This is a genomic window from Streptomyces sp. NPDC048734, from assembly GCF_043198675.1.
GTDB lineage: Bacteria > Actinomycetota > Actinomycetes > Streptomycetales > Streptomycetaceae > Streptomyces.
The window spans coordinates 659340-681019 of record NZ_JBICUZ010000003.1 but is presented as its reverse complement, the minus strand read 5'-3'; the positions used below and the strand labels follow the sequence as shown (position 1 = coordinate 681019).

Genomic DNA, 21680 nt, shown 5'->3' with positions numbered 1-21680 from the left:
TGTAGAGTCTCGTCTCGCAGCACAGCGCAACACCAAGTGCCGCAAAACCTGGTCCTGTGGAGCAGTTTGGAGTGCTCGCCACCCTGTCAAGGTGGAGGCCGCGGGTTCAAATCCCGTCAGGACCGCATGGATCGAAGAAGGCCCGCACCCTCAGGTGCGGGCCTTCTTCGTGCTCCCCACCCGGCCCCCCGCCGGCACGGAGGCCGCGCCCGCGGCGGAGCCGCCGACGGGTCCGGCAAATCCCGTCAGGACCGCACAGGCCGAAGAAGGCCCGCACCCCGGGTGGGAGCCCTCTTCGCGCTCCCCACCCACTCACCCCGCCCGCCGGCCCGGCCGGACGCCCCCACGCGGCCTTGACGGCGTCACATTCGGCCGGTACTCCAGAAGTTCAGGGCCGCGCTTCCCGCGGGCTCCACTGGAGGTGGCGTATGGCGGCATCGACCGGGCACGCGACGCGGGCGCTGCTCCGTGCGCACCTGTCGGCCGCGTCGTCCTACCGGCACCTGACCCGCCACTGCCCCGTCTGCCGCCGTCTCCAGCGGCTGGTGATGGACGGCGCACCGCCGGCCGCGGAGAAGTCCCCCAAAGCGCGGCGGGAGGCCGACGAGGACCAACGGCCGTACACAGCCTGACGCTTGACGCTTGCACTAGCGCACCCGAGGCTGCGGCAACAAGGCCAGTGGCATGTGACGGGTGTCACTGCATGAGTTTCGGGAAGGTGGGTTCTTACCCGCTTCCTACAACTCTTCAATTTAATATGTGCAATTGCACCACTCTGCAGGACACCTCCGCAGATCCCCCCACGGATCCCCCCGAGAGCCCCCGCGGCGGATCCGACGGCCCCCCACAGGGCGCCCCAGACTTCGACAAGCTCGCTCACAGAACGCCCTGATAGGCATGTCCAGGGCACAAAAAAGATCGCGCCGGACTCGGCGGAGTCCAGCGCGATCGACGACGCACCGTGTGGGCTACGGGCCTGTTGGGGCAGGACCCGCGTCGCTTGGAGCAAGGATGCGGACAACTCGGCAGATTGGGGGACCTGCGGTGTTGTTGCCCGGTACTTCAGTGGCTCAGGCCTCGCTGCGCTGCTGCGGAATACCCGCGAGCAGTGCGCGAACCTCAGCCTCGCGGTAACGGCGATGTCCGCCGAGCGTGCGGATCGACGTGAGCTTGCCGGCCTTCGCCCACCGCGTGACCGTCTTAGGGTCCACACGGAACATGGTGGCGACCTCAGCCGGGGTCAGCAGCGGCTCAGCATCAGGGGTGCGAGCGGTCATGAGCGGCCTCCTCGGGAGAACCGAACCTTCTCGGTTCTTTCCTCTAAATTCTGCACCTTGACCCGCGTTGCCCGAAATGGCGGACGCGAGTCGAGTCGGTTATAGGACGAACGGCTTGTCCTCGGCACTACAACTACACCATCCGTCCAGCCGCGTCGGCCAAACCGATGGAATTGCCCCCCAGGTGTTCATCGGCGACGGAAGCCGATGGACCGTGCCATAGCGGACAGTCACGCCAGTGTGACGATCAGTCACACGACGATCAGGAGTCACCAGACCCCCCAAAGCGCGCAATACTGAGATTCCCCCCACGATGGATCACAAGTGGACGGACGGAGCCCTCCCCGGACTCCTTGTCCTATTTTGGCACGAGGAGAGGCAACCGGCGCAAGGGCCGCGTACGTGCGGTCCGTCACCCTTGCGGCAAAAGCCCGGATCAGGACCTACGTCCCGTCAGTTCCGTGAAGTGCGGCTGACCGTACGCTGTTCGAGGGCATGTGACCGTGACGCAGGTCACGGCGGCGCATCCGTCGCCGCTGCCACTCCGTCAGTTCGCCGAGCGCCGGTCCCGCACCGACCGCCAGCGTTCCGCGAGCCGGGCGTACGCCTCACCCGCCGCGGGGCCGTCCCCGCGGCGCAGGGCCTCGATGCCGGCGGCCACGTCGGCCGCCGAGCGGTCGCCCTCCAGATCACCGGCCGGCAGGGCGTGGACGAGCCCGCCGTAGTCCAGCTCCACCAGCGAACGCGGGTGGAACTCCTCCAGCCAGCGGCCCACGTCCACCAGGCCCTCGATGAGCGGCCCCTCGTCCATGGCCTCCTTGAGCGCGCGCAGGCCCCGCGCCACCCGGCGGCGGGCCTGCACCATCGGCGTGCGGTAGCGCAGTACCGGGGCCTGCTCGGCGGTCCCCTTGTCGTACTCGCGCTCCTCGTCGGCGAGGAGCACGAACCAGTGCAGCGGGATCTGCCAGGTCGCCGTGCGGATCCAGGGGCGGGCGTCGGGGTTGCGGACCAGCCAGCGCTCGTAGTCCTGGGCGGCCTGGAGGCGGACCAGGGGTGGCAGGACCGCGTCCAGGACCGGACCGGGCAGTTCGTCGCCCAGCTCTCCCAGGGCCTGCCAGCCACGCAGCCGGGTCCGCCAGGGACACACGCACACGACCCCGTCCACGTCCGCCACGAACGCCTCGCCGCTCTCGTGCACCGGGACCGCGACCGGCGGGGTGGGCAGCAGGTCGACCAGCGAGCGGCGCAGCTCGTCCTGGTAGGTGGGCAGGTCGGGACGGCGGGCATAGCGCGCCCAGTGGCCGCGCTCCGGCTCGGGGAAGGCGGCCAGGGGCTCGTACACGCGCAGATAGGCGGCGTACGGGACGATCACCGAGGACACCTGGGGCACGCCTGCTCCCTCCCCTGTGGACCGGCCGGGAAACCTTCCGCGGCCCCTGGCGAGGAGGCCGGAGAAGATGCGAACCGTCACACGGCCGTACTCCGCGAGAGGGTGATCCGCATCACGGAGCGTGCGGCGGGCGGCGCAGGCTCTACGCTCATCCCACAGGCCCCGCAACCCGTACGGGAGCCCCCGTCCCGCCCGCCGCTAGTTACCCAGGAGTCACCACCGTGACCGACGTATCCGGCGCCCCTGATCACGTGCTGCACACGCTGTTCCACTCGGACCAGGGTGGTCATGAGCAAGTCGTGCTCTGCCAGGACCGTGCCAGCGGCCTGAAGGCCGTCATCGCCCTCCACTCCACCGCCCTGGGCCCCGCCCTCGGCGGCACGCGCTTCTACCCGTACGCGTCCGAGGAGGAGGCCGTCGCCGACGCGCTGAACCTCGCGCGCGGGATGTCGTACAAGAACGCCATGGCGGGGCTGGACCACGGCGGCGGCAAGGCCGTGATCATCGGCGACCCCGACACGATCAAGTCCGAACAGCTACTGCTCGCGTACGGCCGTTTCGTGGCCTCTCTCGGTGGGCGGTACGTGACCGCCTGCGACGTCGGCACCTACGTCGCCGACATGGACGTCGTGGCGCGCGAGTGCCGCTGGACGACCGGGCGCTCCCCGGAGAACGGCGGCGCGGGCGACTCGTCGGTGCTGACCGCCTTCGGCGTCTACCAGGGCATGCGGGCCAGCGCCCAGCACCTGTGGGGCGACCCCTCGTTGCGCGACCGCAGGGTCGGGATCGCGGGCGTCGGCAAGGTCGGCCACCACCTGGTGCAGCACCTGCGGGACGAGGGCGCCGAGGTCGTGATCACGGACGTGCGCGAGGACGCCGTACGCCGGATCCTCGACCGGCACCCCGAGGGCGTGACGGCGGTCGCGGACACCGAGGCGCTGATCCGGGTCGAGGGCCTCGACATCTACGCCCCCTGCGCGCTGGGCGGAGCGCTGAACGACGAGTCCGTGCCGGCGCTGACCGCGCGGATCGTGTGCGGAGCGGCCAACAACCAGCTCGCCCACCCGGGTGTGGAGAAGGACCTCGCCGACCGCGGGATCCTCTACGCGCCGGACTACGTGGTGAACGCCGGCGGGGTCATCCAGGTCGCCGACGAGCTGCACGGGTTCGACTTCGAGCGGTGCAGGGCGAAGGCCGCGAAGATCTTCGACACCACGCTCGCCATCTTCGCACGTGCGAATACGGACGGGATTCCGCCGGCCGCGGCGGCCGACCGGATCGCCGAACAGCGCATGCACGAGGCGGCTCAGGCGCGCGGTTGGTGAGCACGCTCCGGTACCCGCCGGGGGAAAGTTCGAGAGAACTCTCACTCTTCCCGGCGGGTCGCCCGCCGATAAGTGGTTAAAATCGCCACTGACCAGCGAGGACAGGGCGCCTCGAAGGTTCTGTGCACACGCGCGTGCTACGGGCGACGTACCGTATGGGTTCGGGCTCAGGTACCGTGGAAGCCCTACGGACCGGACTCTCCGCGGAGAGTCCGTTCCGGACCATGAACGCGTGTCAAGACTCTGGGGCCGTCGAGCCCCGTCGTTGAGGGGGTCGAGCCATGGGGCGCGGCCGGGCCAAGGCCAAGCAAGCGAAGGTCGCCCGCCAGCTGAAGTACAACAGCGGCGGGACGGATCTCTCACGCCTGGCCGAAGAGCTGGGCGCATCGCCATCGAACATTCCGCCGAACGGTCAGCCGTTCGAGGACGATGACGATGAGCAGGACGACGACCCGTACGCACGGTACGCCGAGCTGTACGGGGGCGACGACGACGACGAGGACGAGGACTCCTCGCACCAACACCGTCGCGGCGCTTGACCTTGCTTCGAGCACTCACCCGGTCGGTGACTTCGGTCACCGACCGGGTCTTGTGCTGCGCACAGGGTCCCAGCCCGCGTAGGCGCTTCAGCCCGCGTAGTCCCCGACCAGGGCCGCACCGCTCGTGTGCTCCCCGCGGTCGGTGATCTCGCCGGCGACCCACGCCTCGACCCCGCGGTCGGCCAGCGTGGTCAGCGCCACGTCCGCCGACTCCTCCGGGACGACGGCGATCATGCCGACGCCCATGTTCAGGGTCTTCTCCAGCTCCAGCCGCTCGACCCGGCCGGTCCGGCCGACGAGGTCGAAGACCGGGCCCGGGGTCCACGTGGAGCGGTCCACGATCGCGTGCAGTCCGTCGGGGATGACCCGGGCCAGGTTGGCCGCGAGTCCGCCGCCGGTCACGTGCGAGAAGGCGTGGACGTCCGTGGTGCGGGTGAGGGCCAGGCAGTCCAGCGAGTAGATCTTGGTCGGCTCCAGCAGCTCCTCGCCGAGGGTGCGGCCCAGTTCCTCGACGCGCGCGTCCAGGGAGAGGCCGGCCTGGTCCAGCAGGACGTGGCGGACCAGCGAGTACCCGTTGGAGTGAAGACCGGAGGCCGCCATGGCGATCACCGCGTCGCCCGTGCGGATGCGGTCGGGGCCCAGCAGCCGGTCGGCCTCCACGACGCCCGTACCGGCGCCGGCGACGTCGAAGTCGTCCGGGCCGAGCAACCCCGGGTGCTCGGCCGTCTCGCCGCCGACCAGGGCGCAGCCGGCCAGGACACAGCCTTCGGCGATGCCCTTGACGATGGCGGCGACCCGCTCGGGGTGGACCTTGCCGACACAGATGTAGTCGGTCATGAACAGCGGCTCGGCGCCGCACACCACGATGTCGTCCATGACCATGGCGACCAGGTCGTGACCGATGGTGTCGTAGACGCCCATCCGGCGGGCGACGTCGACCTTGGTGCCCACGCCGTCGGTGGCGGAGGCCAGCAGGGGGCGCTCGTAGTTCTTGAGGGCGGAGGCGTCGAAGAGACCGGCGAAACCGCCGAGGCCGCCGAGGACCTCGGGGCGCTGGGTCTTCTTCACCCACTCCTTCATGAGTTCCACTGCGCGGTCGCCCGCTTCGATGTCGACACCCGCTGTTTTGTAGGACGCCGCTGCGTAGCTGGCACCAGTTGTCTCAGACATGGAGATGAGAACTTTCGTGTCGTACGGCAGGTATGACGGGGCCGTCTACGGGCGGCGGATCGCGTCGGCGGCGGCCGTCGCGGCCGGGCCGGCGGCCAGCTCCGTCTCCAGGAGCTGCTTGCCGAGCAGCTCGGGGTCGGGCAGGTCCATCGGGTACTCGCCGTCGAAGCAGGCGCGGCAGAGGTTCGGCTTGGCGATGGTGGTCGCCTCGATCATGCCGTCGATGGAGATGTAGGCCAGGGAGTCGGCGCCCAGCGAGGTGCCGATCTCGTCGATCGACATGCCGTTGGCGATCAGCTCGGCACGGGTGGCGAAGTCGATGCCGAAGAAGCAGGGCCACTTCACGGGCGGCGAGGAGATCCGGATGTGGACCTCGGCGGCGCCGGCCTCGCGCAGCATGCGGACCAGGGCCCGCTGGGTGTTGCCGCGCACGATCGAGTCGTCGACGACGACCAGGCGCTTGCCCTTGATGACTTCCTTGAGCGGGTTCAGCTTCAGGCGGATGCCGAGCTGGCGGATGGTCTGCGAGGGCTGGATGAAGGTCCGGCCCACGTAGGCGTTCTTGACCAGGCCGGCGCCGAAGGGGATTCCGGAGGCTTCCGCATAGCCGATGGCCGCCGGGGTGCCGGACTCCGGGGTCGCTATGACCAGGTCGGCGTCGGCCGGGGCTTCCGCGGCGAGTTTCCGGCCCATCTCCACACGGGAGAGGTAGACGTTCCGGCCGGCGATGTCGGTGTCCGGGCGGGCCAGGTAGACGTACTCGAAGACGCAGCCCTTGGGCTTCGCTTCCGCGAACCGGGAGGTACGCAGGCCGTTCTCGTCGATGGCGACGAACTCGCCCGGCTCGATCTCGCGGACGTACGCGGCGCCGCAGATGTCGAGGGCGGCGGACTCGGAGGCCACGACCCAGCCGCGCTCCAGCCGGCCGAGGACCAGCGGGCGGATGCCCTGCGGGTCGCGGGCGGCGTAGAGCGTGCCCTCGTCCATGAAGACGAGGGAGAAGGCGCCGCGGACCTGCGGGAGGACGGCGTGGGCCGCCTCCTCGATGGTCAGGGGCTTGCCGTCCTCGTCGACCTGGGCCGCGAGGAGCGCGGTGAGCAGGTCGGTGTCGTTGGTCGCCGCGACGCGCGGGGAGCGGCCCTCCTGCTTGGGCAGGTCGGCGACCATCTCGGCGAGCTGGGCGGTGTTGACGAGGTTTCCGTTGTGCCCGAGCGCGATGGAACCGTGCGCGGTGGCACGGAACGTCGGCTGGGCGTTCTCCCACACGGAGGCGCCGGTGGTCGAGTAGCGGGCGTGTCCGACCGCGATGTGACCCTGGAGCGATCCGAGCGAGGTTTCGTCGAAGACCTGGGAGACCAGACCCATGTCCTTGAAGACGAGGATCTGGGAGCCGTTGCTGACCGCGATTCCCGCGGATTCCTGGCCTCGATGCTGGAGGGCGTAGAGCCCGAAGTAAGTGAGCTTGGCGACCTCTTCACCGGGAGCCCAGACCCCGAAGACGCCGCAAGCGTCCTGGGGTCCCTTCTCGCCGGGGAGCAGATCATGACTGAGTCGACCGTCACCACGTGGCACGTCATCGAGTGTAGGCGAGGACGACCACTGGTCCGAATTGGGGATACCCGCCGGTAACTCGATCTTGAGCGTCCAAGGGCCACCCCGGTCGCCTCATCCATGCAGGTCAGAAGCGGTTTCCGGTGATCGACCCGCCGGGCGGGCGCGCCGCGTCGGCCGCCGTCCGGTGGCCGGCTCCGCGGGCATGAGTGAGGTGTCGCACACCATGGGGCGTCCGCCGGGTCAGGACATGAGCGGCAGCAGCTCCGCGAGGTCCGCCCGCTCCCCGCTCGCGGCGACCTTCGCCTCCTCGACGGCCGCCTTCCAGGTCAGCCGGCCGCAGGCCAGCCGTACCCAGGTCAGCGGGTCGGTCTCGACCACGTTGGGCGGGGTGCCACGGGTGTGCCGGGGCCCCTCGACGCACTGCACGACGGCGTACGGCGGGATCCGCACCTCGGTCGCCCCGCCGGGCGCCCGGACGGCCAGGGCGTCGGCCAGCAGTCGGGTGGCGGCGGCGAGGGCCTGGCGGTCGCAGGGGACGTCCAGGCCGGGGACGGCCGCGTTCAGGTCGTCGGTGTGGACGACGAGTTCGACGGTGCGGGTGACCAGGTAGTCGGCCAGGGGCAGCGCGCCCGCGTTCGTCTCCAGCACCCGGGAGCCGGGATGGGCGTCGAGCCGCTCGACGAGATCCCGCTCCACGGCCGTGAGGTAGGCGCCCGGGTCCGGATGGTCCGCGGCCAGCCGGCGTGTGAAGGCGTCGATGGCCGGGGCGTTCACGGACGTCGCGAACGGCCAGTCGAGCAGGGTGGCGTCCGGCTTCGCCGGCTCCGGCAGGTCGAGCGACCGCCCCACCGCCGTGACGGCCATCCCGATGTGCGCGGCCAGCTCCCGTACGGTCCACTCCCCCAGCCGTGTCGGCAGCGCGAGCTGCTCCGGGGTCAGGGCGGCGACGGCCTGCCGCACGTGGCCGAGCTGGGCCAGCACCGCGGCACGGGTCCTGACGGGGTCATAGGTCCTGGTGCGCTTCTTGGCCGGGGGCATGGCGGGAAGCCTATTGCGTACCGGTCCGGGGTCGCCGTCCTTCGGGGGCCGACAGCCGCCCGAGCGGCACGCCCAGAGGTCCGCCGGCCGCGTCGGGCCGCCGCCGTGGGCGTCCGCGAGGGGGGAAAGCGCCGGCCGCCCGCCCCGCCTCCGGCCGCCGCGGAGACGGCCGCGAGGCCGCTCGCGGAGGGCGGTCGGCACGCGTGCCGAAGGCCGCCGCCCAGGCGTTCGGAGAAGCCTGGGCGGCGGCCTTCGGATGGTGGTGCGGCCGGGCGGCGCGCCGCCTACGCGAGCAGCGCCGGGATGGTGTCCTCGTGCGCCCTGCGCAGGTCCTCCAGGGAGAGCGCGAACTCGCCCTGGACGTCGACCGTGTCGCCGTCGACGACACCGACGCGGGTGGCCGGCAGGCCGCGGGCTCCGCACATGTCGGTGAAGCGCAGTTCCTCCGAGCGCGGGACGGCGACGACCGCGCGGCCCGCCGACTCCGAGAAGAGGAACGTGAACGCGTCCAGGCCGTCCGGGACGACCAGGCGGGCACCCTTCTCCCCGAGCAGCGCCGACTCGACCACGGCCTGGATCAGGCCGCCGTCGGACAGGTCGTGCGCGGCGTCGATCATGCCGTCACGGGACGCGGAGATCAGGATCTCGGCCAGCAGGCGCTCGCGCTCCAGGTCGACCTTCGGGGGCAGGCCGCCGAGGTGGTCGTGGATCACCTGGGACCAGGCCGAACCGCCGAACTCCTCACGGGTGTCGCCGAGGAGGTACAGCAGCTGGCCCTCCTCCTGGAAGGCGACCGGGGTGCGGCGCGCGACGTCGTCGATGACACCGAGGACGGCCACGACCGGCGTCGGGTGGATGGCCGCCTCGCCCGTCTGGTTGTAGAGCGAGACGTTGCCGCCGGTCACCGGGGTGCCCAACTGCAGGCAGGCGTCGGCGAGTCCGCGGACGGCCTCGGCGAACTGCCACATGACGGCCGGGTCCTCGGGCGATCCGAAGTTCAGGCAGTCGGAGACGGCGAGCGGTTTGGCGCCGGTCGTCGCCACGTTGCGGTACGCCTCCGCGAGCGCGAGCTGGGCGCCGTGGTACGGGTCCAGCTTCGCGTACCGGCCGTTGCCGTCGGTGGCGATGGCGACGCCGAGGCCGGTCTCCTCGTCGATGCGGATCATGCCCGAGTCCTCGGGCTGGGCGAGGACCGTGTTGCCCTGCACGAAGTGGTCGTACTGGGACGTGATCCACTTCTTGGAGGCCTGGTTCGGGGAGGACACCAGCTTCAGGACCTGGTCCTTCAGCTCCTCACCCGTGGTCGGCCGGGGCAGCTTGTTCGCGTCGTCGGCCTGGAGGGCGTCCTGCCAGTCCGGGCGGGCGTAGGGGCGCTCGTAGACCGGGCCGTCGTGGGCGACCGTGCGCGGGTCGACGTCGACGATCTTGCCGCCGTGCCAGTAGATCTCCAGGCGGTCGCCGTCGGTCACCTCACCGATGACGGTGGCGATGACGTCCCACTTGTCGCAGATCTCCAGGAAACGGCCGACCTTCTCCGGCTCGACGACCGCGCACATGCGTTCCTGCGACTCGCTCATGAGGATCTCCTCGGGCGAGAGCGTGGAGTCGCGCAGCGGTACGTCGTCCAGCGTCACGCGCATGCCGCCGGAGCCGTTCGACGCCAGTTCGCTCGTCGCGCAGGACAGGCCCGCCGCGCCGAGGTCCTGGATGCCGACGACGAGCTTCTCCCGGAAGGCCTCCAGGGTGCACTCGATGAGGAGCTTCTCCTGGAAGGGGTCGCCGACCTGCACCGCCGGGCGCTTCGACGGCTTGGCGTCGTCGAAGGTCTCCGAGGCCAGGATCGAGGCGCCGCCGATGCCGTCGCCGCCGGTCCGGGCGCCGTACAGAATGACCTTGTTGCCCGCGCCGGACGCCTTCGCGAGGTGGATGTCCTCGTGCCGCATCACACCGATGGCACCGGCGTTGACCAGCGGGTTGCCCTGGTAGCAGGCGTCGAAGACGACCTCGCCGCCGATGTTGGGCAGGCCCAGGCAGTTGCCGTAGCCGCCGATGCCGGCGACGACGCCCGGCAGGACGCGCTTGGTGTCGGGGTGGTCGGCCGCGCCGAAGCGCAGCGGGTCGACCACGGCCACCGGCCGCGCGCCCATCGCGATGATGTCGCGGACGATGCCGCCGACACCGGTCGCGGCACCCTGGTAGGGCTCGACGTACGACGGGTGGTTGTGCGACTCGACCTTGAAGGTCACCGCGTAGCCCTGGCCGACGTCGACGACGCCCGCGTTCTCGCCGATGCCCACGAGCAGGGCGTCGGACTGCGGGGCCTTCTCGCCGAACTGGCGCAGGTGGACCTTGGAGGACTTGTACGAGCAGTGCTCGGACCACATGACCGAGTACATGGCGAGTTCGGCGCCGGTCGGGCGGCGGCCGAGGATCTCCACCACCCGCTCGTACTCGTCCTTCTTCAGGCCGAGTTCGGCCCAGGGCAGCTCGACGTCGGGGGTAGCGGCCGCGTGCTCGACCGTGTCCAGAGGCGTCCGGCTCATGCGTTGACCAGCTTCTTGAGGATCGAGGTGAAGAAGGGGAGGCCGTCGGTGCGGCCGGAGCCGATGAGCGGCTCGACGGCGTGCTCCGGGTGCGGCATGAGGCCGACGACGTTCCCGGCCTCGTTGGTGATGCCGGCGATGTCACGGAGCGAACCGTTGGGGTTCAGGTCCAGGTAGCGGAAGGCGACCCGGCCCTCGGCCTCGAGCTTGTCGAGGGTGTACTCGTCGGCGACGTACCGGCCGTCCATGTTCTTCAGCGGGATGTGGATCTCCTGGCCGGCCGTGTAGTCGGCCGTCCAGGCGGTGTCCGCGTTCTCCACCCGCAGCTTCTGGTCGCGGCAGATGAAGTGGAGGTGGTCGTTGCCGAGCATCGCGCCCGGGAGGAGGTGGGCCTCGGTGAGGATCTGGAAGCCGTTGCAGATGCCGAGGACCGGCAGTCCGGCCTTCGCCTGCTCGATGAGGGGCTCCATCACCGGCGAGAAACGGGCGATGGCACCGGCGCGCAGATGGTCGCCGTAGGAGAAACCGCCGCACAGCACCACGGCGTCGACCTGGTGGAGGTCCTTGTCCTTGTGCCAGAGCGCGACCGGTTCGGCGCCCGCGAGCCGGATCGCGCGCTGCGTGTCCCGGTCATCGAGGCTGCCCGGGAAAGTGACGACGCCAATACGAGCGGTCACTTCGCGGCCTCCGCGACTTCCTCCACCTTGACGGTGAAGTCCTCGATCACGGTGTTGGCGAGGAAGGATTCCGCAAGATCGTGGATGCGGGCGAGCGCGGCCTCGTCGACCGGTCCGTCAACTTCCAGTTCGAATCGCTTTCCCTGACGTACGTCGGAGATGCCTTCGAAACCCAGCCGCGGCAGTGCGCGCTGCACCGCCTGGCCCTGGGGGTCGAGGATCTCCGGCTTGAGCATGACGTCGACTACGACGCGTGCCACTGGCACTCCCGGTGTTGTGGTGCTGAGCAGGTTCCTGCGTGTGTCTTCAGACTACCCGCACAAAATTTCTACGCGAGTAGAGTTGTAGGAAACTACGTGAGCACGATCACGATCGGGTACCGGATCAGGTGGTGGAGCGGGTCCCTCACGGAAAATTCCGGGAAAGATCCGTGATGCATCCCGGCCGCCTATTGCGCTGGGACACGCTGACAGATTTAGTCGAGCTTCACATTCGATTGCCGGGCACTGTACAAATGAAATGGCAATAGCCGATACTTTGCCCCATAACAGGCGAACAGTCGACATCTCCGTGACGTCTTGGCACGTCATCGCGGAGCTGTCGCACGAAGGGACCGATTATTCGTGGCGCAGAAGGTCGTGGTCACTCTCTTTGACGACATCGACGGCTCGGAAGCGGCGGAAACGATCGCCTTCGGACTCGACGGCAGGTCGTACGAGATCGACCTGAATGAAACCAATGCCGAGAAACTGCGCAAGGCGCTCGCGCCCTACGTGGAGGCCGGCCGCAAGCGGTCCAGGTCCGGCAAGGCGTACAAGCAGACGGAGGTCGCCCCCGACCCGGCGGCCGTCCGCGCCTGGGCCCAGGCCAACAAGCTGGACGTGCCCGCGCGCGGCCGCATCCCCAAGAAGGTCTACGAGGCGTTCGCCGAAGCGCAGTGAGCCGGCGGGGCCGGCCCGAGCACGGGTCTGCGGGGTCCGCCGGCGGACCCCGGAGGCAACCGACTTGCGCTACCCCCCACATGGTCGGCTAATGTCTGGAGCACGCCAGCGGGACGGGGCCGAAAAGCCCAGGTCACCGAGGTCGTGCGGGTGTAGTTCAGTAGTAGAACATCCCCCTTCCAGGGGGAAGGCGCAGTGTGCAATTCCTGTCACCCGCTCTGCACCACCGCCCCGATCCCCCTTGTGGATCAGGTAGGCTGGTGCCCGCGCCGACCGGTGAAAGCCAGTCGGATGCAATGCGGACGTAGCTCAGTTGGTAGAGCGCAACCTTGCCAAGGTTGAGGTCGCGAGTTCGAGCCTCGTCGTCCGCTCCATCCCGAAGGCCCCGGTCACCGACCGGGGCCTTCGGCGTATCCCTCTTTCCCTCTCGTCCCTCTCGCTCCCGTGCCCTCCCCTCTTCGTGCTTCACGCCGTCGCTCCTGACATTTGTCATGCGGAGCGATGACAAGGCGCACTGCCGCAGGCGGTCCACCGACGGGACGCTGGAGTCATGGAAGCCAGGAACACGGAAGAACACGTGATAGAGGTCACCGACCTCCGGCGTGTGTACGGGGGCGGGTTCGAGGCGGTCCGCGGGATCTCCTTCCACGTCGGACGCGGCGAGGTCTTCGCACTGCTCGGCACCAACGGGGCCGGCAAGACCTCCACGGTCGAACTGCTCGAAGGGCTCGCCCGGCCCGACGGGGGACAGGTCCGGGTCCTCGGTCACGATCCCTTCACCGAGCGGGCCGCCGTACGGCCGCGGACCGGGGTGATGCTCCAGGAGGGCGGCTTCCCGTCCGAGCTGAGCGTCGCCGAGACCGCGCGGATGTGGGCGGGCTGTGTCAGCGGGGCCCGGCCGGCCGCGGAGGCGCTGGCGCTGGTCGGGCTCGCCGGGAAGGCCGGCGTACGGGTGAAGCAGTTGTCCGGGGGCGAGCGGCGCAGGCTCGATCTGGCGCTCGCGCTGCTCGGGGAGCCGGAGGTGCTGTTCCTCGACGAGCCGACCACCGGGCTGGACGCCGAGGGCCGTCGGGACACCTGGGACCTGGTGCGCGCCCTGCGGGACGCCGGGACGACGGTCCTGCTGACGACGCACTACCTGGAGGAGGCGGAGGGCCTCGCCGACCGGCTGGCCATCCTGCACCGGGGGCGGATCGCGGCCTCCGGGACGCCCGCCGAGGTGACCGCCGAGCAGCCGTCCCGGATCTCCTTCCGGCTGCCGGAGGGGTACTTCGTGGGCGATCTGCCCCCGCTGGACGCGCTGGGCGTGTGCGACCACGAGATCGACGGACGGCTGGTGCGGCTGCGGACCCGGGAGTTGCAGCGGGCGGCCACCGGACTGCTGGTGTGGGCCGAGCGGGCCGGGGTGGAACTGCGGGGGCTCGACCTGCGGTCGGCCTCGCTGGAGGAGGCGTTCCTGGGCATCGCCCGGGAGGCGTCGGAGAAGAACGAGGAGGTCGCGGCATGAGCGGGGGGACGGTCAGGAGTTCGGTGGGGGACGCGGCCGGGGGACCCGTGGGCGCCCCGGTCAGGGGTGCGGTGACCACTCCCGTGAGCCGGATGGCCGCCCTCGCCCGCGCCGAACTCACGCTGCTGGGGCGGAGCAGGGCCACCGTCGTCGCCGCCGTCCTGGTGCCGCTCGGGCTGCCGTTCAGCCTGCGGCCGGTGGTGGACGACATGAACGTCGAGGACTCCGGACTCAGCGTCGGGCTGGTGCTGCTGCCCGCCGCGATCGGGTTCTCGCTGCTGTTCGGGGTGTACTCGGCGCTCACCGGCATCTACACCGCCCGGCGCGAGGAACTCGTGCTGAAGCGGCTGCGCACCGGCGAGCTGCGGGACGCCGAGGTGATCGCCGGTTCCGCGCTGCCGGTGTTCACCATGGGGCTGGTGCAGTGCCTGGTGCTGGCGGTGGGCTGTACGGCCTTCCTCGACGTGCCCGCCCCCGAGGCGCCCCATCTCGCCGTCCTGGGCGTGCTGCTGGGCCTGCTGATGTGCTCGGCGCTGGGAGCGGTCACCGCGAGCGTGACACGGACCGTGGAGAGCGCTCAGGTGACCACCCTGCCCTTCGTGCTGGTGTCGATGGTCGCCTCCGGGGTGACCGTCCCGCTGGAGCTGCTGCCCGGCGGGCTCGCCTCCGGCTTCGAACTGCTGCCGCTGAGCCCGGTGATCACCCTGGTCCGCGGCGGGTGGAGCGGTGACCTCTCGGCGTACGAGGCCCTGGGTGCGCTGGCGACGGCGCTGGCCTGGACCGTGCTGGCGGTGTTTGCTGTACGGCGGTGGTTCCGGTGGGAGCCGCGGCGCTGACGGACCGGGGACACGGGGGAGAGACGCAGATGCGCGGGACGGCAGAGACCGGCTTTCGCGGGACGGACGTGCTCGGGGCGGGTGGCTGGTGGCGGCGGAAGAGTTCGCCGGCGAAGATCGAGACCTACACGCGCTGGTCGTTCCACTTCTTCGCGCTGGCCGAGTTCACGGCCGGGGGCGTGCCGTTCGGCAGCGGCGTGTGGCGGGGGTCCGCGCTGTGGCTGCCGCTGGTCCTGGCCGCGCACTGCGCGCTGTCCGCGGTGACGGCGTCGCGGGCGCTGGACTGGACGCGGGGCCGGCGGCCCCGGCCCGTGCGGCTGATGGTGGCGTTCGCCGTCGTCACCGCCGCGGTCGCGGCGACCGCGTTGTGGACCGCCGAACACGGTCCGGACGGTCCGGCCGGCAAGGCGGCGGCCACCGCCGCGGGCGGGGTCTTCGGCGTCGCCCTGGTCTTCGCGGCGGGCGTCACCGCCCTCGGTATCCGCGGCTGGCGGCACGCTCTCGCGGTCGTCTCCGCTCACTCCGCGGGCGCGGGGGTCCTGGCGCTGCTGCTCGGCGCGCCCGGCCCGGCCGTCCTGGTCTCGATGGCGGCGGTGCTCCTCGGCGGCGGCCTCATGGCCACCACCTCCGTCTTCTCGGTCTGGCTCCTCGACACCGTCTACCAGCTGGACGAGGCCCGCGAGACCCGCGCCCGGCTCGCCGTCGCCGAGGAACGGCTGCGGTTCGGCCGCGACCTGCACGACGTGATGGGCCGGAACCTGGCGGTGATCGCCCTCAAGAGCGAGCTGGCCGTGCAGCTGGCCCGCCGGGGGCGCCCCGAGGCCGTCGAGCAGATGATCGAGGTCCAGCGGATCGCGCGGGAGTCCCAGCGGGAGGTGCGGGACGTCGTACGCGGGTACCGGGAGGCCGACCTCGGCATCGAACTCGTCGGTGCGCAGGGGGTGCTGACCGCGGCCGGGATCGCCTGCGAGGTGCGCGGGGAGTCCGGCGGGCTGCCCCCCGAGGTGCAGTCGGCGCTCGGCTGGGTGGTGCGGGAGACGACCACGAACGTGCTGCGGCACGGGAACGCGGGGCGGTGTGCGGTGGAGGTCCGGGTGACCGGCGGGAAGGTGGTGCTGACGGTGGAGAACGACGGGGCGGACCGGGCGGAGGGCGTCGGGGCGGCCGGCGCGGGGTCCGGCGGCGGGTCGGGGCTGGCCGGGCTGGCGGAGCGGCTGCGGAAGGTCGACGGGACGCTGGAGGCGGGCATCGCCGGGGCCGGGGTGTTCCGGGTGGTGGCCGAGGTGCCGCTGACCGTGGAGGACGTCGTGGTGGGCGGGGCCGCCTCGTGAGCGGCGTGGTGCGGGTGCTGCTCGCCGACGACGAGCACCTGATCCGGGGCGCGCTGGCCGCGTTGCTCTCGCTGGAGGACGATCTGGTGGTCGTCGCCGAGGCGGCCACCGGGCCCGAGGCCCTGGCGATGGCGCGGGCGCACCGGCCGGACGTGGCCGTCCTGGATCTCCAGATGCCGGGCGCCGACGGTGTGAAGGTCGCCACATCGCTGCGGGCCGAACTGCCCGGCTGCCAGGCGTTGATCGTCACCAGCCACGGCCGTCCCGGCCATCTGAAGCGGGCGCTCGCGGCGGGTGTGCGCGGGTTCGTCCCGAAGACGGTGAGCGCACAGCGGCTCGCGGAGATCATCCGTACCGTGCGGGCCGGAAACCGTTACGTCGACCCCGAGTTGGCCGCCGACGCGATCGCCGCCGGGGACTCCCCGCTGACCTCGCGCGAGGCGGAGGTGCTCGAACTCGCCGCCGACGGGGCACCCGTCACGGAGATCGCCGAGCGGGCCGCGCTGTCGCCGGGGACGGTGCGCAACTACCTGTCGTCGGCCGTGTCCAAGCTGGGGGCGGAGAACCGCCACGCGGCGGTACGTCTCGCGCGTGAGCGGGGTTGGGTATAGTTGCTCTCGCGCCACGGCGCACTGCGGACGTAGCTCAGTTGGTAGAGCGCAACCTTGCCAAGGTTGAGGTCGCGAGTTCGAGCCTCGTCGTCCGCTCCGGATCAAGCCCCCCGGTCTCAACCAGGGGGCTTTGTCGTGCCCGGGCCGAAGGAAAGACCCGGGCTCCGCTACGACCAGCTCGTACCCGTCAACCGCTCGTACGCCTCGGTGTACTTGGCGCGGGTCGCGTCCACGACCTCCTGCGGCAGCGCCGGCGGCGGCTGCTCGCCTGCACGGTCCCAGCCGGAGGCCTGCGAGGTCAGCCAGTCCCGCACGAACTGCTTGTCGTACGACGGCTGCGCGCGGCCCGGCTGCCAGGTGTCGGCCGGCCAGAAGCGGGAGGAGTCCGGGGTGAGGACCTCGTCGGCGATGACGAGCGTCTCGCCCTCGAAGCCGAACTCGAACTTGGTGTCCGCGAGGATGATGCCCCGGTCGCGGGCGATGTCCCGGGCCCGGCCGTAGACCGCGAGGGTCGTCTGGCGCAGCCGGGCGGCGGTGTCGGCGCCGACCTGGCGGGCGACCTCCTCGTAGGAGACGTTCTCGTCGTGGTCGCCGACCGCGGCCTTGGTGGCCGGGGTGAAGATCGGGGCGGGCAGCTCGGAGCCGTCGACCAGGCCTTCGGGGAGGGCGAGGCCGCAGACCGTGCGGGACTCCTTGTACTCGGCCAGGCCCGAGCCGGTGAGGTAGCCGCGGGCCACGCACTCGACCGGGACCATCTTCAGCGACTTGCAGACGAGGGTGCGGCCGGCCCAGTCGGCGGGGGCGCCGGCGGGCAGCTCGGTGCTCAGGACGTGGTGCGGGACGAGGTCGGCGAGCTGGTCGAACCACCACAGGGAGAGCTGCGTCAGGACGCGGCCCTTGTCGGGGATCTCGGTGGGCAGGACCCAGTCGAAGGCGGAGATGCGGTCGCTGGCGACCATCACGAGGTCGCCGGCCTCGTTCCGGTACAGCTCGCGCACCTTGCCGGTGTGCAGATGCACCAGGCCCGGCACCTCCAGGGGTTCGGGCTTTTCTACGAATCCGGACACGGTTCCTCCCCGTGGTTCTGTCTGAGTGGCTCGATTGTCCCGTACATCGGGATCGGCCGCGGACAGCGGGGGTCGGGGGCACGGCCGGGCGGGGCCGGACGGGCGGGCCGGCCGGCCGGCCGGGAGGCCTCAGCCGCGCTTGCAGATGCGGTCCAGGAGGTTCGCCGTGGCGCGCTGGACGCGGGGGTCCACATGGCCGGGACGGTCCAGGGCCGGGGACCAGGCGAAGGTGCCGGAGGCGAAGACCAGGGCGCCGGAGGGGGCCCGGTAGAGGGAGGTCTCCTGGTGGCGCAGGACACCCCTGCTGTCGGTGTAGGGGGAGTGCGCGAGGAGAGTGCGTTCCTCGTGGGGCGGCAGCGGGGTGCGCGGGAAGTAGCGGTCGGCCTCGCCCGCGACCAGGCCGTCGATGCCGTCGCCCTCGTGTGCGCCGGTCGCCTCCCACAGCCAGTGACCGGCGTTGCGCACGATCAGGGGGTGGGGTTCGGGGACCCGGCCCGCGTACTGGATGCCCACCAGTTGCTGTTCGGCGCGGGCGATCTCGCGCCACAGCACAGGCCGGCCGGGGCCCTTGCGTTTGCGGCAGGTCAGCAGGCGGCCGGGGGCGCCGGACGGGGAGGGGCCCAGCTCCACCTGCCAGTACAGGGTGTTGGCGGAGAGGAACACGAGTGAGGTGCCGCTGTCGCGGGCGAGTTCCACGGTGCGGCGCATGGCCGTCGACCAGTACTCGTCGTGGCCGGGGAAGACCAGGCCGCGGTAGCGGGTCGGCTGGACGTGGCCGGCGTGCAGGTCGCGGGCGTCGGCGTAGGCGAGGTCGTAGCCGTAGCGCTCGGCCCAGCGGATGACGTCGTAGGCGTGGCCGACGTGCAGGGGGAAGCCGGCGCCCGCGTACGGACGGTCGAAGGAGACGGTCGTCGCGGCGTCGGCCTCGCCGAGGAGGCGGCCGTCCTCGTCCCAGGCGTGGTAGAGGCTGGCGCCGGTGCGGCCGTCCTCCGGGTAGAGGTTGTAGGCCTGCCAGGTGATGTCGGGGAGCAGCAGGAGGAGGTCGGCCGGGCGGTTGTCGCGGACGGTGAACGGGATGTGGGAGCGGTAGCCGTCGACGGTGGTGAGGACGGCGACGTACGCCCCGACGTTCCAGTACGACGGGACCTGGAGGCGCCAGGACAGCCACCAGTGGTGGCAGGAGACCGTGCGGTCGGCCGTCAGGGGCGAGGGCTGGACGATGCCGGGGAGACGGGGACTGGTGGTGATCTTGGCGGCGCCGTCACCGTCGTAGTGGCCGATGCGGTAGATGTCGACGCTGAATTCCTGGGGCGGGTCGACGGTGATGTGGAAGTCGATGGCCTCGCCCGGGGCGACCGCGCCGGTGGAGGCGAAGCCCTTGATCTGACGGCGGACGTCGTCGGCGGAGCGGGGGCCTCCGCCGGAGCGGGGGGACGGGATTCGGGGGGCCTGCTCCGGGGTGGCGGCGGGGGCCGGGTCGACGTACCAGGGGACGACCTGGCCGCTGTCGTCGAAGTAGGTCTCGCTGCCGCGCAGCCACGGGAGGGGGCCCTGGCCGAAGGGATCCGTCACGGCGTGCGCCAGCGCTCCCGATTCCCATCGGCGGATGTGCTTGTGTCCCATGGTGCTTCCCTCCCTCTGACCCCCGTATTGCCGGTGCGTGTGTGCGGCCTGTTCGCGTGCGGTGCGGATACGGCCGTGCGGGTGCCGGGCGGGTGCCTGTGGTCGGCAGGCGGTGCGCCCGGGGCGTGCGCGTTGCTGGGTGTACGGGCGTGCCTGATTGCTCGTGTCCCGCCCGGGACGTGGCGCGGTACGACGATTCGCGCTTTTTGTGCGGTTGTCCTATGTCGTCGGCGCTTGCCATGAGCGGGATCGGTCCCAGCACATCACACAACGCCCGTAGACGGTCACTATTCGTGGTGAATTGGCTGAAAGTGGAACTAAGTGCTCCGCCGGGGGCTGCGGTCGGCCTTCCGGCCGACCCTCGTCAGCCGAGGCGTACGGGCTTCTCCGGGCGTATGCCGACTTCCACCAGCCAGGTGCGCAGCGGGATCGCGTCGCCGTCCTCGACCAGGCTCAGCACGCGGGACGTCAGGTCGGACACGCGCTCGCCGTCGACCAGGAGGGTCGGACCGTCGAGCCAGTCGAGGCCGGGGGTGGCGCCCACGATGTCCATCGCGGCGCAGCACACCATCGCCGTGACGTGGTCGGCGAGCAGTTCGCGGTCGGTGCGCGGGGGCTGGAGCGGGAAGAGCGGGAGCGCGCGGTCGTCCCAGAGCGCGGCCTCGGGCCCCTGGCCGGCCGGTCGCCCTCCCGACCCCGACGGCGTGCCCTCGGCCTCCTCGCGGGCGACCTCGGCCCCCAGGCGGGCGGACAGGGCGGCGCTTCGGGGGTTCTGGGGGAACTCGTCGTCCTCGTCCGCGTCGCCGAAGGGGGTGCGGGAGGCGGGGGCGGGACCCGGCTCCCCGTCCCGGGCGGGGCCGGTGAGGTGGTCCAGCACGCGCGCCAGGGTGGGGCCGTCCGTGGCCGGGGTGGCGCGGCGGACGCCCAGGGCGTCCAGCACGCGGTGCAGACGGGCCGCGTCGGTACGCCACTTGCGGTCGACGACCTCGTCCGGATACTCCTGCCAGGCGACCGGGGACCAGTCGGGGCCGGTCTCGGCCGGGCCGCCGTGGAAGAGGCGGGCGGCGAGGAGGGACGTGGCCTCGTCTACCGCGCCGGGCTCCTCCAGCAGATCGCAGGCGGGGCGCTCGCCCAGCCGGGAGGCGAAGCCCTCGGCCAGGCGGTCGCGCCGGGACAGCTCGGTGAGGGCGGCGACCACCCCGACGTCGAGCCGGGAGGGCCAGCGGCCCATCCGCCAGGCGGGCAGCGCCACGCGGGTGAGGAGCCGGTCCCAGCCGGCGTACGCCAGCCCGACCTGCTCCTGGGCGACGATCCGCAGCCCGTAGTCCACGCTCTGGGCCCGTTCGGCCGCCGCCGCGGCCACCCCGCGCTCCATCTCCGCCGCGTGCGCCTGGCAGCTCCGCAGCAGCAGGCGGGCGACCTGGCCGACGCCCGCGCCGAGCAACCGCACGCCGGGGCTCCGGCCGCGGTCGGCCGACGCGGCCACCGCGGCGTCCAGCCCGCGCACGAAGCGCCGGGCCGCCGCTATGTCGGGGTGCGCCGAAGGGCCCGTACCGGCGACGACCGGCGCGAGGACGGCGCGCAGCTCGCCCACCCGCATCCACCACAGGAACGGGGAGCCGATGACCAGGACCGGCGCCGTCGTCGTACGGCCGTGGGGGTGGTGGCCGGGGCCGGCCATCTCGTCGCGTGCGCGGGGCGCGGGCGGGCCGTGGGCCGGGTGGGTGCGGTCCTCCAGCCAGCTGTCGCAGTCCGGGGTGAGCGCTATCGCGGAGGGCGCGGGGACGTCGAGACGGTCGGCGAGGTCGCGCACCAGCCGGTACAGGTCGGGGGCCGCGCTCTCGGCGATCGCGACCGTGGGGGTGACGGCGGGCCGGGCCCGGGCGACGACCAGGGCGATCACCCCGGCGGCCAGCAGCACGAGGACCGCGAGCACGGACGTCGCCCAACGGGCGACGTCCCAGCCGTGGCCCACGAAGCGGCCGCTGGAACCGCCCGCGAGCAGGATCACCGCCGCCGCGGCGGGCAGCAGCGCGACGGCCAGCGCCCGGCTGCGGATCCGCAGCACCGCCAGCGCCCTCGCCCGTGCCCCCTGGGCGCGCGCCTCCACTCCGATACCGGTCACGCCGGACCTCACCCCCTCCCCTCAGTGCAGGCCGTCCCGGCTCTCCTGGTCTTGCTCACTCCCCCACTGTGGCAGTCGTCACTGACATCGCAATGCCGGTGGGCCAAGTGCCGGAACGCTTGCGCC

General features: G+C 71.6%; 19 protein-coding genes and 4 tRNA genes. 12 read left to right on the top strand and 11 right to left on the bottom strand.

Features of this window, described 5'->3' with window-relative positions; all coding sequences use genetic code 11:
* Positions 1–50 precede the first annotated feature (50 nt).
* Positions 51–125 (top strand) — tRNA-Asp (locus ACGFQC_RS12110).
* A gap of 303 nt (positions 126–428) precedes the next feature.
* Complete coding sequence (locus tag ACGFQC_RS12105; RefSeq protein WP_363090827.1) at positions 429–632, top strand: DUF6274 family protein; 204 nt, start codon at positions 429–431, stop codon at positions 630–632.
* A 438-nt stretch (positions 633–1070) separates the two neighbouring features.
* Here the strand turns inward: ACGFQC_RS12105 and bldC are convergent, their stop codons facing one another.
* Together bldC and ACGFQC_RS12095 are read right to left on the bottom strand one after the other, a co-directional pair.
* Complete coding sequence (bldC, locus tag ACGFQC_RS12100) at positions 1071–1277, bottom strand: developmental transcriptional regulator BldC (protein WP_003949541.1); 207 nt, start codon at positions 1275–1277, stop codon at positions 1071–1073.
* A gap of 547 nt (positions 1278–1824) precedes the next feature.
* Positions 1825–2667, bottom strand: a complete 843-nt coding sequence (locus tag ACGFQC_RS12095) for a hypothetical protein (RefSeq protein WP_363090828.1) — start codon at positions 2665–2667, stop codon at positions 1825–1827.
* A gap of 221 nt (positions 2668–2888) precedes the next feature.
* Here ACGFQC_RS12095 and ACGFQC_RS12090 point away from each other — a divergent pair, with 221 nt between their 5' ends.
* Together ACGFQC_RS12090 and ACGFQC_RS12085 are read left to right on the top strand one after the other, a co-directional pair.
* A complete protein-coding gene (locus tag ACGFQC_RS12090) occupies positions 2889–3992 on the top strand; it encodes a Glu/Leu/Phe/Val dehydrogenase dimerization domain-containing protein (RefSeq protein WP_363090829.1) in 1104 nt (367 codons plus the stop codon).
* Between the two features lie 281 nt (positions 3993–4273).
* Positions 4274–4531, top strand: a complete 258-nt coding sequence (locus ACGFQC_RS12085) for a DUF3073 domain-containing protein (RefSeq protein WP_363090830.1) — start codon at positions 4274–4276, stop codon at positions 4529–4531.
* An 87-nt stretch (positions 4532–4618) separates the two neighbouring features.
* Here the strand turns inward: ACGFQC_RS12085 and purM are convergent, their stop codons facing one another.
* The 6 genes from purM to purS all read right to left on the bottom strand — a co-directional run bounded on the left by purM (position 4619) and on the right by purS (position 11773).
* On the bottom strand, positions 4619–5701 hold the full coding sequence (purM, locus tag ACGFQC_RS12080) for a phosphoribosylformylglycinamidine cyclo-ligase (RefSeq protein ID WP_363090831.1): 1083 nt from the start codon (positions 5699–5701) through the stop codon (positions 4619–4621).
* 45 nt (positions 5702–5746) lie between these two features.
* The gene (purF, locus tag ACGFQC_RS12075; protein WP_363090832.1) at positions 5747–7273 is read right to left on the bottom strand and encodes an amidophosphoribosyltransferase; all 1527 of its coding nucleotides are present in this window, start codon (positions 7271–7273) and stop codon (positions 5747–5749) included.
* 222 nt (positions 7274–7495) lie between these two features.
* Positions 7496–8293: a sterol carrier family protein gene (locus ACGFQC_RS12070; RefSeq protein ID WP_363090833.1), complete on the bottom strand. Its 798-nt coding sequence runs from the start codon at positions 8291–8293 to the stop codon at positions 7496–7498.
* Between the two features lie 284 nt (positions 8294–8577).
* Positions 8578–10836, bottom strand: coding sequence for a phosphoribosylformylglycinamidine synthase subunit PurL (purL, locus tag ACGFQC_RS12065; RefSeq protein WP_363090834.1), 2259 nt, complete (start codon positions 10834–10836; stop codon positions 8578–8580).
* Entirely contained in the window at positions 10833–11513 is a 681-nt protein-coding gene (purQ, locus tag ACGFQC_RS12060) for a phosphoribosylformylglycinamidine synthase subunit PurQ (RefSeq protein WP_363090835.1), read from the bottom strand. Before purQ ends, purL begins: the two co-directional genes overlap by 4 nt.
* Positions 11510–11773 carry a phosphoribosylformylglycinamidine synthase subunit PurS gene (purS, locus tag ACGFQC_RS12055; RefSeq protein WP_015659417.1) on the bottom strand — a complete coding sequence of 88 codons (264 nt, stop codon included), beginning with the start codon at positions 11771–11773 and terminating at the stop codon, positions 11510–11512. Before purS ends, purQ begins: the two co-directional genes overlap by 4 nt.
* Before the next feature lie 363 nt (positions 11774–12136).
* Between purS and ACGFQC_RS12050 the strand changes: the two genes are divergently transcribed.
* The 8 genes from ACGFQC_RS12050 (at position 12137) to ACGFQC_RS12015 (ending at position 16835) form a co-directional block, all read left to right on the top strand.
* Positions 12137–12454: an Lsr2 family protein gene (locus tag ACGFQC_RS12050; protein ID WP_363090836.1), complete on the top strand. Its 318-nt coding sequence runs from the start codon at positions 12137–12139 to the stop codon at positions 12452–12454.
* A gap of 146 nt (positions 12455–12600) precedes the next feature.
* Positions 12601–12672, top strand: a tRNA-Gly gene (locus ACGFQC_RS12045).
* An 80-nt stretch (positions 12673–12752) separates the two neighbouring features.
* Positions 12753–12828 (top strand) — tRNA-Gly (locus tag ACGFQC_RS12040).
* A 176-nt stretch (positions 12829–13004) separates the two neighbouring features.
* Positions 13005–13961, top strand: a complete 957-nt coding sequence (locus tag ACGFQC_RS12035) for an ABC transporter ATP-binding protein (RefSeq protein ID WP_363090837.1) — start codon at positions 13005–13007, stop codon at positions 13959–13961.
* Complete coding sequence (locus ACGFQC_RS12030) at positions 13958–14797, top strand: ABC transporter permease (RefSeq protein ID WP_393288100.1); 840 nt, start codon at positions 13958–13960, stop codon at positions 14795–14797. Before ACGFQC_RS12035 ends, ACGFQC_RS12030 begins: the two co-directional genes overlap by 4 nt.
* Before the next feature lie 29 nt (positions 14798–14826).
* A complete protein-coding gene (locus tag ACGFQC_RS12025) occupies positions 14827–16128 on the top strand; it encodes a histidine kinase (RefSeq protein WP_363090838.1) in 1302 nt (433 codons plus the stop codon).
* Entirely contained in the window at positions 16125–16739 is a 615-nt protein-coding gene (locus ACGFQC_RS12020) for a response regulator transcription factor (protein WP_363090839.1), read from the top strand. Before ACGFQC_RS12025 ends, ACGFQC_RS12020 begins: the two co-directional genes overlap by 4 nt.
* A gap of 23 nt (positions 16740–16762) precedes the next feature.
* Positions 16763–16835: transfer RNA gene (locus ACGFQC_RS12015), tRNA-Gly, on the top strand.
* Between the two features lie 71 nt (positions 16836–16906).
* Here ACGFQC_RS12015 and ACGFQC_RS12010 read toward each other — a convergent pair.
* From ACGFQC_RS12010 to ACGFQC_RS12000, 3 genes are all read right to left on the bottom strand, one after another.
* Positions 16907–17806: a phosphoribosylaminoimidazolesuccinocarboxamide synthase gene (locus ACGFQC_RS12010; protein ID WP_363090840.1), complete on the bottom strand. Its 900-nt coding sequence runs from the start codon at positions 17804–17806 to the stop codon at positions 16907–16909.
* Between the two features lie 129 nt (positions 17807–17935).
* On the bottom strand, positions 17936–19429 hold the full coding sequence (locus ACGFQC_RS12005; protein WP_363090841.1) for a N,N-dimethylformamidase beta subunit family domain-containing protein: 1494 nt from the start codon (positions 19427–19429) through the stop codon (positions 17936–17938).
* A gap of 364 nt (positions 19430–19793) precedes the next feature.
* The gene (locus tag ACGFQC_RS12000) at positions 19794–21554 is read right to left on the bottom strand and encodes a hypothetical protein (RefSeq protein ID WP_363090842.1); all 1761 of its coding nucleotides are present in this window, start codon (positions 21552–21554) and stop codon (positions 19794–19796) included.
* Positions 21555–21680: the final 126 nt, after the last annotated feature.

Excerpts from the sequence above, each read along its gene's own strand:
- ACGFQC_RS12105 (WP_363090827.1), top strand. The coding sequence starts at position 429 with ATGGCGGCATCGACCGGGCACGCGACGCGGGCGCTGCTCCGTGCGCAC.
- bldC (WP_003949541.1), bottom strand. The coding sequence starts at position 1,277 with ATGACCGCTCGCACCCCTGATGCTGAGCCGCTGCTGACCCCGGCTGAG.
- ACGFQC_RS12085 (WP_363090830.1), top strand. The coding sequence starts at position 4,274 with ATGGGGCGCGGCCGGGCCAAGGCCAAGCAAGCGAAGGTCGCCCGCCAG.
- purM (WP_363090831.1), bottom strand. The coding sequence starts at position 5,701 with ATGTCTGAGACAACTGGTGCCAGCTACGCAGCGGCGTCCTACAAAACA.
- ACGFQC_RS12070 (WP_363090833.1), bottom strand. The coding sequence starts at position 8,293 with ATGCCCCCGGCCAAGAAGCGCACCAGGACCTATGACCCCGTCAGGACC.
- purL (WP_363090834.1), bottom strand. The coding sequence starts at position 10,836 with ATGAGCCGGACGCCTCTGGACACGGTCGAGCACGCGGCCGCTACCCCC.
- ACGFQC_RS12035 (WP_363090837.1), top strand. The coding sequence starts at position 13,005 with ATGGAAGCCAGGAACACGGAAGAACACGTGATAGAGGTCACCGACCTC.
- ACGFQC_RS12030 (WP_393288100.1), top strand. The coding sequence starts at position 13,958 with ATGAGCGGGGGGACGGTCAGGAGTTCGGTGGGGGACGCGGCCGGGGGA.
- ACGFQC_RS12025 (WP_363090838.1), top strand. The coding sequence starts at position 14,827 with ATGCGCGGGACGGCAGAGACCGGCTTTCGCGGGACGGACGTGCTCGGG.
- ACGFQC_RS12005 (WP_363090841.1), bottom strand. The coding sequence starts at position 19,429 with ATGGGACACAAGCACATCCGCCGATGGGAATCGGGAGCGCTGGCGCAC.